Source organism: Streptomyces sp. NPDC055815 (assembly GCF_053616475.1).
In genome coordinates this window covers 25904-38209 of the sequence record NZ_JBSHDU010000080.1, presented here as the reverse complement: position 1 = coordinate 38209, position 12306 = coordinate 25904, and the positions used below count along the sequence as shown (strand labels likewise).

General features: G+C 67.8%; 10 protein-coding genes and 3 pseudogenes. 5 read left to right on the top strand and 8 right to left on the bottom strand.

What is annotated here, in order from left to right:
- Window positions 1–235: 235 nt before the first annotated feature.
- From ACWGN5_RS34380 to ACWGN5_RS34370, 3 genes and pseudogenes are all read right to left on the bottom strand, one after another.
- Window positions 236–1114 carry a sporulation protein gene (locus ACWGN5_RS34380; RefSeq protein ID WP_055602188.1) on the bottom strand — a complete coding sequence of 293 codons (879 nt, stop codon included), beginning with the start codon at window positions 1112–1114 and terminating at the stop codon, window positions 236–238.
- 282 nt (window positions 1115–1396) lie between these two features.
- On the bottom strand, window positions 1397–2458 hold the full coding sequence (locus ACWGN5_RS34375; RefSeq protein WP_453522333.1) for an IS630 family transposase: 1062 nt from the start codon (window positions 2456–2458) through the stop codon (window positions 1397–1399).
- Between the two features lie 4 nt (window positions 2459–2462).
- Window positions 2463–2888, bottom strand: a pseudogene (locus ACWGN5_RS34370) (transposase family protein); the annotation flags it as partial.
- Between the two features lie 1527 nt (window positions 2889–4415).
- Here ACWGN5_RS34370 and ACWGN5_RS34365 point away from each other — a divergent pair.
- The 3 genes and pseudogenes from ACWGN5_RS34365 (at window position 4416) to ACWGN5_RS34355 (ending at window position 7144) form a co-directional block, all read left to right on the top strand.
- A complete protein-coding gene (locus ACWGN5_RS34365; protein ID WP_453522332.1) occupies window positions 4416–5252 on the top strand; it encodes an esterase/lipase family protein in 837 nt (278 codons plus the stop codon).
- 218 nt (window positions 5253–5470) lie between these two features.
- Window positions 5471–6694 (top strand): annotated as a pseudogene (locus tag ACWGN5_RS34360) (IS256 family transposase).
- Window positions 6695–6715: 21 nt separating this feature from the next.
- Window positions 6716–7144: an ester cyclase gene (locus ACWGN5_RS34355; protein WP_453522331.1), complete on the top strand. Its 429-nt coding sequence runs from the start codon at window positions 6716–6718 to the stop codon at window positions 7142–7144.
- Between the two features lie 307 nt (window positions 7145–7451).
- Here the strand turns inward: ACWGN5_RS34355 and ACWGN5_RS34350 are convergent, their stop codons facing one another.
- The 3 genes from ACWGN5_RS34350 to ACWGN5_RS34340 form a co-directional block, all read right to left on the bottom strand.
- The gene (locus tag ACWGN5_RS34350; RefSeq protein ID WP_453522330.1) at window positions 7452–7859 is read right to left on the bottom strand and encodes a hypothetical protein; all 408 of its coding nucleotides are present in this window, start codon (window positions 7857–7859) and stop codon (window positions 7452–7454) included.
- A 558-nt stretch (window positions 7860–8417) separates the two neighbouring features.
- Window positions 8418–8825 (bottom strand): hypothetical protein, encoded by a 408-nt coding sequence (locus ACWGN5_RS34345; RefSeq protein ID WP_453522329.1) that lies wholly within the window; start codon window positions 8823–8825, stop codon window positions 8418–8420.
- Window positions 8826–8879: 54 nt separating this feature from the next.
- A complete protein-coding gene (locus ACWGN5_RS34340; RefSeq protein ID WP_453522335.1) occupies window positions 8880–9146 on the bottom strand; it encodes a virginiamycin B lyase family protein in 267 nt (88 codons plus the stop codon).
- A gap of 506 nt (window positions 9147–9652) precedes the next feature.
- On the opposite strand from ACWGN5_RS34340, the gene ACWGN5_RS34335 reads away from it, so the two are divergent.
- The gene (locus ACWGN5_RS34335) at window positions 9653–10675 is read left to right on the top strand and encodes a S66 peptidase family protein (protein ID WP_453522328.1); all 1023 of its coding nucleotides are present in this window, start codon (window positions 9653–9655) and stop codon (window positions 10673–10675) included.
- Window positions 10676–10694: 19 nt separating this feature from the next.
- Here the strand turns inward: ACWGN5_RS34335 and ACWGN5_RS34330 are convergent.
- A pseudogene (locus ACWGN5_RS34330) lies at window positions 10695–10925 on the bottom strand (ATP-binding protein); the annotation flags it as partial.
- Window positions 10926–10942: 17 nt separating this feature from the next.
- Window positions 10943–11563 carry a TetR/AcrR family transcriptional regulator gene (locus ACWGN5_RS34325; protein WP_453522327.1) on the bottom strand — a complete coding sequence of 207 codons (621 nt, stop codon included), beginning with the start codon at window positions 11561–11563 and terminating at the stop codon, window positions 10943–10945.
- Between the two features lie 88 nt (window positions 11564–11651).
- Here ACWGN5_RS34325 and ACWGN5_RS34320 point away from each other — a divergent pair, with 88 nt between their 5' ends.
- Window positions 11652–12089, top strand: coding sequence for a DUF4345 domain-containing protein (locus tag ACWGN5_RS34320; RefSeq protein ID WP_453522326.1), 438 nt, complete (start codon window positions 11652–11654; stop codon window positions 12087–12089).
- The last annotated feature ends 217 nt before the right edge of the window (window positions 12090–12306 follow it).

The following is a 12306-nucleotide window of genomic DNA, read 5'->3' as shown; positions in this document are numbered from 1 at the left end:
CATATTGATAAGAAACGGTTCGGGTTCCGGGTCGTTGGTGGGGTGTGAGCGATCTGGTGGGGGACGCACGGCATCTCTCGCCGTCGGTGCAGGAGGTCCTGCGGCTGGTGACACCGGCGCGGATCGCGCCGGTTGGCCGGGAGATCGTCCTGAACTTCGTCTCGGATACGACGCTGGGCCTGCCGAAGTCGTCCCGGTCGCCGTCCGCGCCGGCAGCCGGGAGGATCCGTGCTGTTCAGGTATCGCGCCACCATCGGGGGCTGTCCAGGTGGTAGTCGACTCGCTCGCGGTCATCGACGGCGGTATCGGGCAGTGCGGCGACATTGTCGATCCACTGCCGAGCCTTGGCCTCGAAGTCTACGTGGCCGATCTCGTGGTGGGCGGCGACGTACCGGAGGGCCGGGGGTTTGCCCCACCAATCCTTCTCCGCCAAGGCGGCCCTTCGGAGGTAGATCTCGGCGCCGACCGCGTTGGAGTGGAGGTACAGTTCCATGTTCCTTGGGTGGTCCGCGTCGGTCGCGGCGAGATGGAACCCCTGTCGGCTGTAGAGGATCTCCCGCTCAGTACGCGGAATGTACTCGGGGTCGACCCACGCGCTGTGGCAGGTGTATCCGGCGGCGGCGAAGGCGTCGAGGAGGGTCTCGTGCAGGGGCGTCGTCTCGATGCGGACCGCGTCGACGTCCGTGCGGTCCGCGATGCCGTCGGCATCGACCTCCGTGTACAGACCGATCCGCATCCCGGCCAGCGGCAACCCGCGCACCTCGGAGACCGGGGTCTCCCACTTCAGCCGGTACCGGAGCGGCACCCGGCGTTCTTCGCCCTTCGGGATGGTGAAGAGGCTCGTCACCTGGAAGTGGGCGAGGGTGACGCCGGTGTCCGTGTTGACGTCCGTCGTCGTGCTCTTGGTGACGGCGGCGGGGGCCGCGTTGGCGACCAGGCGCGCGTTGACCGTCCGGATCCGCACGTCCCGGTCGAGCGCGCGCAGTACCACCTCACCGCGCAGGATCTCCCCGGGGCGCACCGGTTCGTCCGGGAGGAGTGTGTCGGCTTCCAGCGGTATGCCGTCTGCCGTCTTGCCGCCGCTTCCACTGCCGAGCAGTCGTTTGAACACCATGATCCGCACAGTAGCCGCAGCCGGGCCGTCAGGAGCTCGCCAGCGGACGGTTCCGGGCATCCCATATGCCGCATTACCACCGCAAGCGCCTCTTCTCGCACGCCCTCCTCGGCACCCTGCCCCGCTCACCCATGCCGGACGGGCCGAGGCGGCGGACACCTCCTCACCGTCGCCTTCCACAGGTCCGAGGCCAGAGTGGAGGCTAAGTCGCCCAGAAGTCCGGTGCCGGGGAGGTCGTTGGCGAGCCTGGCCCAGGTGAAGGCCCGGGGCCGCGCCTATTGATCAGAAACTGATGGGGTTCTTGTCCAAGGCGTAACGGACGTGCGGGCCACCGAAGTAGCCGCGGACGAGGTGCGGCTGGCGCTGCCGTCGGTGGAAGAAGCGGCGGGTTTCGGCGGCGAGTTCGGCCTGGTCTCGGGCCCGGTGCTGCCGGGGCAGGCTGTGCTTGAGGTCGGCGTTGACCAGCTCGTCGGGGTTCAGCTCGGGTGAGTAGGGCGGCAGGAAGTGCAGCTCGACGTCGTCGGGGTGGGCGGCGAGCCAGTCGTGGACCTTCTTCGAGCGGTGGGCGGAGTGTCCGTCGACCACGAGGTGGACCTTGTGGTCGAAGTGGCCGGCGAGCCGGTCCAGGAAGCGGCACATCACCTCGGCGGTGAAGGACTCGGCGAAGACCATGAAGTGCATCCGGCCCTTGGCACTGATCGCCGACATCGCGTTCACCGAGAACCGGTTCCCGCTCCGCCGCACCACGGGCGTCTTCCCCTTCTCGCCCCAGGTGCGGCCGGTGACCTGGTCGGACCGGATGCCGACCTGGTCGGCAAAGAGGATCTCACCGCCGTCGGCCTTCGCCTTCGCTCGGACCTTCGGCCAGGTCTCCTGATGCCAGCGCGCCACGGCCTCGGGGTCCTGCTCGACGGCCCGTTTGTCCGGGCGCTGGAAGGACAGCCCCCAACGCCTGAGGTACTTGCCCACCCCCGGTTCGGTCAGCCGTACCCGGTACAGTTTCGTGATCAGCTCGCCGATCAGCCGCCGCGTCCACAACTGCCCATTCAAGCCCACGTCGCAAGGCCGGTAGTCGAGGACAGCCTGCCGCACCGCGGCCTGCTCAGCCTCCCCGAGCACCTGATGCACCCCGACCGGCTTGCCCCGCGGCTGCATGGCCAGCGCCTCCCGCCCGCCGACCTGCCACTTCGCCCACCAGATGTCGACCGCCTTCAACGACACCCCGAACAAGGCCGCCACATCCTCACGGCCCCGTCCCGCCACCAACGCGGCCACCGCCCGCAGCCGCAGGGCCTCCTGCGCCGACGGCGACAGACGCCGCGCATCCCCCACCAGATCGCTCACACCCCTACAGCGACCCGGAACCCGAACCGTTTCTGATCAATATGCGGCGGGTGGAGCATCTGGCTCGCCGGAGCAGCCGCCAGGCTTTCAACTGGGCGAAGGCGCGTTCGCCGGGGGCTCTCAGCCGGGCGTGGTCGTGGTTGAACTGCTGGTAATGCTGGGGCTGTTCTCGGTGGCGGTAGTACGGGGTGCGGAAGGTGGCGCCAGCACCTTGGTAGGCGCGGTCCGCGAGGACGAGAATCTGCCGGGTGAGGCAGGCCTGGACGATGCCATGGGCGCGGGCCGCGGTCAGGTCGTGGGTGCGACCGGGTGTCGCGCGGGAGAACCACAGCGGTGTGCCATCGGGACGGGCGATGACCTGCACGTTCATGCCGTGCTTCTTGTGTTTCTGCGAGTAGTACGGCTCGTCTGCGTGGCACCTTGCTCTTGGAGCGGGAGGGCAGCCGGTCCCGGACGATAGGTCTGCTGCAGCCGAGCTCGCGGGCCGCTTGACAGGGGATGCTCTTCCCCACCGGGCCCGACCGGCCACTCTGCGCGGCGATTTCGGGGCCCTGAACCCCGTCTTCAACCTGGTTCACGCAATCACCAGCACCGATAATCTCGACCGGGACGCCCGGGCCCTCTTCGACCGCCCTCTCATTGAACTCCTGGGACTACACGGTGGCAGACCGGATGGAATAGCCCAGCCCCCGCACCTACTGCGCCCGTTCAAGCTGTGGAGCACTGTGGCGGACGTCCTGGCCACTTGGCTGGGACCGGAGGTGGTACGGCCCATCGATTGGCCTGCCGACTCCCACGGCCCATCCCAGGCGGCGGTCGGCGCCGCCCTGATGGCCTGCGCCCGCGCCGCGCAGCGAGCCGGAGGCGAGGATGGCGAAGTGCTGACGGGAGTGCTGGACGGGAACACTTCCTACGTGCAGTTCGCCCACCACGTTCCGACGGTGGATACATGGCACGGATACCTCGCATACACGACGCTGCGTCATTTGACGCTGTGCGCTGACGCCCCGTGAGTTTTGATCACGGGCGAACATTGCTCCCTACCCCGGGGGGATGGTCCTCTTCCGATCGCGTCCCGTCACACGGTACGGAACCTGTTTCCCACCTGCGCGGGGGATGGTCCCAGCAGGGCGCTTACGCCCTCCACAGCGTCCGTTGCGCCGGTGGGACCGCCTCGGTGCGGAGGAGGGGTGTCTGGTTCGCCGGTCCGGTGCAAGTGGTTCAGCTGGTGTTGTTCGTGGGATAGAACGGCAGGTCACGCAGTCTGCTCCCCGCGCCCGCCGGGTTGGCCCCTGGATCCGCAATTCGGGCCGGAAGCGTGTAGGGCCTCGCGGTCGATGGCATTCAGCATCGTGCTGACCAGTAAGTTCTCGGGTTGTCTCGCGTTGTGGCCAGTGATTCCTGTTTCAGGAGGGGTGGCGTTTCCTAACCTGCTGTCGTGCTCATTGAGTGGGCCTGGGTCTTGAGCCGGCTGCCGCTTGTCGGGGGCAGTTGCTGGGGTCGGTGCCGGCTCTTGGGGCTCGGTCTGCCGGGTCACCCAGCCTTCGGTGTCGAGACCGGACACTCGCCCCGGTGAGGGTGCCTGTGACGGCTGCTCTGTGTCGCCCGTGCTCTCGAGGTGAGTTCCACGCATTGCTGGGTGCCGGGGGTCGCAGGTGTCGTGGTTCGCGGGGGGCGTGGCGATGCGGGCCTCGGACAGGACGTGTCGGGGTGTCGTGGGACGGGTTCGATTCGGCCAACTCGCTCGTACCTGTGTTGTACCGATCACCCGTATTGGATACTGCCACTATCCAATCGATGGAGATGCTTCTCTGAGGGGGGACTCGTGGGGCGAGCGGTCTTGCACATGTCCAGATTCGCCAGCGCCGTCTGTGCGGTCGCCGCGGGGGCGGTCTTGGCCACCTCAACGTCTGCGGCAGCGGAGACCGGCCCCGAGCAGGACAATTTCCTTCCCGCGATGGTCCATTCCATCCTCCGCCTCGACATCGATCCGCCGGGTGCCAATGATTGGAACTGCCGTCCCAGCGCCGCCCACCCGCGTCCGGTCGTCCTGGTCCACGGCACCTACGAGAACCGCTACAACAACTGGGCCCGGATGTCCGCCGAGTTGAAGGCTCAGGGCTACTGTGTCTACGCCCTCGACTACGGCGACACCGACGACGCCGCGGTGGCTCTCGCTCCCACCGTCAAGGGGTACGGAGACATCAAGGAGTCCTCCAAGGAGCTGGCCGCCTTCGTGGGCACGGTGATCGCTGCCAGCGGCTCCGGACAGGTCGACCTGGTCGGCCATTCCCAGGGCGGGACCCTGGCCCGCTGGTACCTCAAGGCCGACGGCGGCGCGAACCCGGCCGACCCCTCGAAGAACAAGGTCAAGAAGGTCATCCAGCTCGGTGCGACCAACCACGGCACCACCATGAGTGGCATCTCGACTCTCGCCGACAGGTTCCGGATTCTGGAACCCGGGCAGGTGTCCGTGGGGAAGGCGGGCGTCCAGCAGTACGAGAAGTCCGACTTCATCAAGGAGCTCAACGCCGACGGCGATACCGTTCCCGGGGTCGACTACACCGTGATCGCCACAAGGTACGACGAGATCACCACTCCCTGGCAGAGCACGTTCATGACGGCGGGCCCCGGAGCAACGGTGCAGAACATCACCTTGCAGGAGGGCTGCCCGGTCGACCTCTCCGCCCATCTGAGCATGTCGTACAGTCCGCGCGCGATCGGACTGGTCGAACGGGCCCTGGACCCCTCAGCCCCGGCCGCTCCCTGTGTACTGAGGGCGCCGGCCTTCTGATTCCGGCCCTAGAGCCCCCCGGCGAAGCCTTCTCGCCCGATCGCGTCGCCCTGCCCCTCATGCTCGGCGCCGGCGAGGACCAGTACGTGCGTGTCCACCCGCTGGAGCAATGCTCAGATCCTGTGGATCGGCTGGGGGAGGCGTACCTTCCCGAGTGATCGATCGACTGGTATCGAGTAGGCCGGCGTTGCCGCGCGGATCGGGAAGGCACGCCTGTACTGAGCGTGGTGAACGACGACGGCAGCGCCGCCAACGGCTCGCCCTTGATCGACGAGATCGCACGGGAGGGCGCGAGGCGGATGCCAGCCGCCGCGCTTGAGGCCGAAGTAAACGCCCATATAGCCGAGTTGGCTGATCGGCGAGGCGAGAACGGACGGCGGCGGGTGGTCCGCAACGGCTACCACCAGCCCAGGAAAGTCACCACCGCGGCCGGCGCTGTCGAGGTGATGACGCTGCGGGTGAACGACAAGCCCGTCGACGCCGAGACCGGCGAGCGCAGCCGGTTCTCCTTGGCGATCCTGCCGACGTGATGCCGCAAGTCCCCGAAGATCCGCGAGGTGCTGCCGCTGCCGCACCTGCACGGCCTGCCCTCCGGCGACCTCGTGCCCGCACTGGAGCAGGTTCTCGGCTCGGCGGCCGGTCTCTCACAGGCCACGGTCACGCGCCTGACCCAGCAGTGGCAGGCCGACAACGCCGCCTTCATGAACCGCGACCTGTCAGAGGCCGACTACGTGTACGTGTGGGCCGACGGCATCCACCTCAATGTCCACCTGGAAGAGGCCAAGGCCTGCGTGCTCGTGCTTGGCGGCGTGCGTACGGACGGCTGCAAGGAACTGGTGGAGCTCAAGGACGGCTACCGCGAGTCCGGCGAGTTCTTGGCCGACCTGCTGCGCGACTGCGCCCGCTGGGGCATGCGCGCCCCGGGTCTGGCGGTCGGTGACGGCGCCTTGGGCTTCTGGAAGGCCCTGGCAGAGGTGCTTCGCGAAACCCGCGAGCAACGGTGCCGGCTTCACAAAAACGCAACTGTGCTCGACTCCATGCCGAAGTCCGCGCAGCCCGGCGCGAAGAAGGCGATCCAGGACATCTGCAATGGTTCGCCCCGCTCTACGGCGCGAAGTTCCCCAAGGCCGTCAAGAAGATCACCGACGACCAGGATCAGATGCCGGGGCTCTACGACTTCCCCGCCGAGCACTGGATCCACCTGCGGACCACTAATCTCATCGAGTCGGCCTTCTCCACCGTCCGGCGTCCGGCTGCGGACCAGGGTCGCCCGAGGCGCCGGCTCCCGCACCGCCGCCCTGGCTATGGTCTTCAAACTCGTCGAGTCCAACCAGCAGCGGTGGCGCGCCGTGAACGCACCCCACCTCGTCGCCCTGGTCCGCGCCGGAGCCCGCTTCGAACGCGGCCACCTCGCCGAACGCCCCGAGGCTCACGCGGCGTGAGTGGAATGCCAGACTTTGCTGATGACCAACGCCAAGGACACAGTCCGCGAGTTTCTTCTGCAGGTGCGGTCAGGGCTGCACCCTGACCGAGCCAGTCGCTTCATGGCCGGCCGGGTCCAAGCCCACCAGGTCGTCTCGGAGGCGCCGGTGGTCGTGGAGCGAACACCGCAGCAGTACACCGAGCACGTCCAGGAGATGCTCGACGCATACGGAGCCTTCACGCTGACCGTGGACGAGCTCATCGCCGAAGGCAATCGCGTCTATGCCCGCTGGACCCAAATCGGCCGACATGTCGGATCGGTCGACCACTACCAGCCGACCGGCGCGCAGCTCACAGCGACGACCAGTGCGGTCTATCGCGTTGAGGACGGCCTGATCGTCGAGTACTGGATCCAGATCGACCGGCAGGGAATCACCGCCCAGCTGGAGCAAGCCGCTACAGAGCACTGATTTCAGACCCGATCCACAGATATTGACAATGACTCCCTCCCCCCCCCGCCATGCCGGTATGACTGGGCGCTTGAGTTGCCACTTCTCGCCAACTCAAGCGCCCAGGTGCCGGGTCCAGCAGACGCAGGCACTGGCGGCTGAGTTACGCCCTGACTGGCCGAACCGCAGAAGGCCTTGCGCAAGAGGCACCACCATCGAGGAGGGTGGGGGCCTGTCCTCGGCCGTGGGCGGGTGGGGTCACAGCGCCTTGCTCAACAGGGGATGCCGACAGCCGGCCCCGGCGGTGGGGCCAGGCCCTTGCGCATCGCTAGCGGGCGATCCGAATCCGGGCATTGTCCGTGAAGATGTCACACTCCTCGCCCAAGCAGCTGTCCAGGGAGGCGGACACAAACGCCCAGTTGGCCGTGAAGCCTGGACCCGTTTCGGGCTCGACGTCGAAGTCGATCGTCTTCGTGGTGCCGTCGCACACCACGTCCGAGTTGTGACTACCGAGAGTGAAGACATTTCCGTGTCTCTGCTGAACCTCAACCGCGAGGAATCCGGCTCCGTTGAAGGGGCAGGCGTACTCCAGACGTACGACTGCGTGGGTGCCGCTGAGTCTGGCCGAGACGATTCCCACGCCTTCCAGTCCCTGGGCCTGGGCCGAAGTCGGCCCCACCACGGCTGGTACCAGAGCGAGGGCTGCTACGGCCAGTGCCCGTGCTGTGCGCTTCAAGGGTGTGTTCCCTTCCTTATCCGTTGCGGGGATCGGTCACCCCACGTAACCGATCTACCCGAACCCCTGATCGGGACCACCGTGACCGATCCGAGTCCATCCCAATGGCGGGCGGGACCGCTTCGCACCGCCCGCCGCGGTCCCCTCGCCCGGACATGGACTTGACCTATGGGGCGGGGGCGGCTCCGCCCTGCAGCGGTCGAGGGAGGGCGGGACAGCCGCCGATGGGGAGACCTTGGAGCACCGACCCGCCCAGTTCGCCCGGTACTTGGGTCACGAGCGACCGGGATGTGACTGAGCGCTTGAGTTGGCGCCTTGCCAACTCAAGCGCTCAGGTGCCGATCCAGCTGAAGCAGGTGCTGGTGGCTGGGTTACGCCCTGTCTGCCCGAACCGCAGAAGCCTGAATGGCTACGTTCGGGGGTTTGTGCAAGGGGCACCACCATTGAGGAGGGTGGGGGCCTGTCCTCGGCCGTCGGCGGGTGAGGTCACAGCGCCTTGCTCAACAGGGGACGCCGACAGGCGGCCCCCGGCGGTGCGGTCAAGCCCTTTACGCATCGCTAGCGGGCGATCCGAACCCGGGCGGTGTCCCTGAAGTCGTCACACTCCTCGCCCAAGCAGCTGTTCAGGAAGGCTGTCACAAACGCCCAGTTGGCCGTGTAGCCAGGACCAATATCGGGCGCGATGTCGATGTCGATCGTGTTCGTGGTGCCGTCGCACACCACTTCCGTGCCGCCACTACCGAGAGTGAGGGCATTTCCGTGTCTCTGCTGAACCTCAGCTCCGATGAACCCGGATCCGTTGAAGGGGCAGGCGTACTCCAGACGTACGACTGCGTGGGTGCCGCTGAGTCTGGCCGAGACGATTCCCACGCCTTCCAGTCCCTGGGCCTGGGCCGAAGGCGGCACCACCACGGCTGGTACTAGGGCGAGGGCTGCTACGGCCAGTGCCCGTGCTGTGCGCTTCAAGGGTGTGTTCCCTTCCTTATCCGTTGCGGGGATCGGTCACCCCACGTAACCGATCTACCCGAACCCCTGATCGGGACCACCGTGACCGATCCGAGTCCATCCCAATGGCGGGCGAGACCCCTTCGCACCGCCCACCGCGGTCCCCGCGCCCGGACATGGACTTTGTCCTTCCCCGGCGAGGGTGATGGTGCCGATGCGGTTGCCTGCCCATTCGGTGAACCAGGCGGTGCAGTCGTCGTCGACGGTGACGGAGTGCGGCCGTGCGGTGCGGTCGGGGAGCGGGAACTCGGTGATCTGGCTGTCGGGAGCGATCCGGCCGATCTGGCCGGCGGCTCGTATGCGCGGGTGGCCCCAGGTCCAGGTCGTGCATCACGCGGACCCCGTCCTGCTCCCCGCCCCCGAGGGGACGGGGAGCGTGTTCCTCGGCCTCGGCGGCATCCTCGGTGTTCCCGAGTCTTCGGTCTGGCGCGTCGGCGAGTACGGCTGCGGCCCCGTCCCGGGGGGGAGGCGAACTATCGCCGGCCCCGTCCCGGGGGAAGGTGAACTATCGCATCGCTGCCGACCGGTTCCGCTCCCGCGCTGATCCAGCCGGCTGGGCTGCCCGTCTCCTGGAGAGGAGTTGGCTGCCGACCCCACGGGGGTGGCTAGGGCGGCATTATTCGGCTCCGCTCAGGGCGACTCCAACGAGCCCCGTTTTGGGGAGGATTCGCGAAGATCAGGCGTCGCGAAGCGGCGCCGGAAAGCGGCTTGCTCCGGGCCCGGGGGCTTCGTGGACAGACGCCGGTAAATGTGTCGCGTGGTGCTGAGGGTGTCGGGATACTTCCTCGGTGATCGCTACTGCGCTGCCTGAACCGCTTCGTCCTCGTGCGCTGAGGCCCGGAGATCTCGTCGTTGTCGCATCGCTGTCCGGGCCGCTCCATGCCGTTGACGAGCCCGGTCTTGAGCAGGCGGTGGTCGTACTGGAGCGGATGGGGTTCCGTGTGCGTCGGGCGCCGCTCCTCGGAGCGGGACGACACCGTTGGTGGAGTGCGGCTCGGCCGGCGGAGATCGCCGAGGAACTCAATGCTCTTCTGCGGGATCCCGAGGTGCGCGCGATCATCGCGCATGACGGCGGTCAGACGGTGCTTGGTTACCTCGACCTGATCGATGTCGAGGCGATCGTGGCCGACCCCAAGCCGATCCTCGGCTACAGCGACATCTCGCTGCTGCATCTGGTGCTCTACGCGCGCACGGGTCTGGTCGGCTTCCATGCTGACGTGGCCACCCCTGGACTCGGCGGGCATTGGCAGCGCGTGAGCGCAGCACGCAGGGCGGAACTCGAAAGGCTCTACTCGACGCTGCTGACCGGTACGGAGCCGATCGGTGCGCTGCCGACCACTGCGTCGTGGGAGTGCTGGCGTGCCGGTCGCACCGAAGGACGGCTGATCGGAGGGGTGATCAACCGCATCGTGCTGGCGCAGGCGACGCCCTACGCGCTGCCGCTCGAATGGTTCGACGGCGCGGTGCTGTTCTGGGAGGAGTCCGGCGGCCAGGCAGCGCACGTGTGGAGCTATCTGCAGGTACTGCGGCACGCGGGCATCCTCGATCGGATCTCCGGCATGGTCGTGGGCATCCCGGAGGCGATCTACGGACTCGATTCGCCCGACGGATCCCCGACTCTGCGCGAGATTGTCCTCGACGTCCTCGGTGACCGGGACATACCGGTCCTGGGTAACGTCGAGTTCGGACACGCCGGCCCGAATCTGCCGATGCCGGTCGGCATCCGCGTCGCCCTCGACGCGCAGCAGCGAACGTTGTCGCTGCTCGAACCGGCGGTACGCCCAGTCACGGTGACCGGACCGGGCGGATGAGCAACGTCAGACCAGCGGTCCGGTCCACGACCGCTGCGCAGAGCCGGGGATCGGTGAAGGCCTTGACCAGCCGGTGAACGCCTCGTTGGAGCCGATCGCGATGCTGTTCTTCTCCTCCCTCCGTCCAAACCCGGAAGAGTATCTCCGCGCCGCGGCGGTCGAGTTCGAGATAGCCGAGCTCGTCGATTTCGAGCAGGTCGACGCGTCCGTGGCGGGCGACGGTCCTGCCGAGCTGCTTGTCGTCGGCGGCTGTCGTGGCGGGTGGGTTCAGGCGGGCGGGGCGGGCGGCCAGTCCGGGGCGGGGTCCTCGGGAAGCAGGGGGCGCAGGGCGCCGACCGCCGCGCCGATGGCGGTGTCCCGTAGCTCGGTGCGGGTGCAGGTCTCGTGTGTGAGCCAGTCCACGCACAGGACCTGGGTGAACACGAGCCAGGCCTTCAGTACCGCGGAGACGGCGGCGCGCATGCGTTCGTCGGCGAGCGGGAGCACGCCGAGCAGGCGTGTGCGCAGGGCGTCGAGTTCGTCCGTCATGATCGTCTGGATGACGGGGTCGCCCGCCAGTACCCGGTTCGCGGCCAGGACGGCGTGGCGGTTGGCGATGAAGTAGTCGAGGTGGGCGTCCAGGCCCTGGGTGAGCTGCTCGGTGAGCGTGGCGCCTGGGGCGAACGTGGTCGCCTCCAACAGCCGGTCGGACGCCTGCTGGTAGACGGCCGCGAAGAGTGCGTGCTTGCTCGGGAAGTGCTGGTAGAGCAGGGCTCGGGACACACCGGCCTGGCGGGCGACGTCCTCCATCAGTACGTCGTCGTAGGGGGCGGCGGAGAAGAGCTGGGCGCCGACGGCGAGCAGCTGGGCGCGGCGGTCGGCAGGGGACAGACGTCGTCGGGGCGGCACGCACCCACATTACTACTTGACACGCGTCTACTAAAGAGAACTACGCTGAAGCTAAGTAGACACACGTCAACTAAGTGAGGGTGGAGTCATGGCCATGACGCTCCGGGTGTTCGCATGGGTGATGGGCCTCGCCTGCACGGCGATCGGGCTGTTCCATGTGGTCGGCGGCAATGCGGCGATTCCGGGCGAGGCCGACGCCGGCCCCACTCTGGACAGCCTGGGCCGGTTCTTCGGTGCGATCTTCGCCGGGTACGGGCTGGCGTGGCTGTGGGCAGCCCGGCAGCGCCCCGTCCCGGCGAGGGTGGTGCGGTGGCTCGCGGTGGTGTTCCTGTTGGGTGGCGTCGGGCGGCTGCTGTCCCTGGCGGTGCACGGGTGGCCGCACTGGTTCCAGGCGGCGCTGACCGTGGTCGAACTGGTCCTCCCGCCCGTCTGGTTCTGGCTGGCTGATGCCGACGAGCGGGCGTCCCGGGAGGGGCGGCCCTCGGATGAACCGGCGGCCAAGCAGTCTCTTCCCGGCCTTGCCTGACCCGCACTGCCCGGCACCGTACCCCGCCTCGTGGTGGAGAGGCCCGAGGTGCGTCCAGTGAACGGGTCCCTCGCCCTTCGATGCACGGCACCGGAGGCGGGCTCAACCGGCAAGATCCGTAAGGCCGGCGAGATCCGGAAGAGATGGCCCGATGAGTCCCGCAAGCAGGACCGATCCCGCGCTCTCCGCCGGCACGCGGGGGATACGCGGCCGTGAG

Bases quoted from the DNA above. Each gene is read 5' to 3' on its own strand.
- ACWGN5_RS34380 (WP_055602188.1), bottom strand. From the start codon at position 1,114: ATGGTGTTCAAACGACTGCTCGGCAGTGGAAGCGGCGGCAAGACGGCA.
- ACWGN5_RS34365 (WP_453522332.1), top strand. From the start codon at position 4,416: ATGGTCCATTCCATCCTCCGCCTCGACATCGATCCGCCGGGTGCCAAT.
- ACWGN5_RS34355 (WP_453522331.1), top strand. From the start codon at position 6,716: ATGACCAACGCCAAGGACACAGTCCGCGAGTTTCTTCTGCAGGTGCGG.
- ACWGN5_RS34320 (WP_453522326.1), top strand. From the start codon at position 11,652: ATGGCCATGACGCTCCGGGTGTTCGCATGGGTGATGGGCCTCGCCTGC.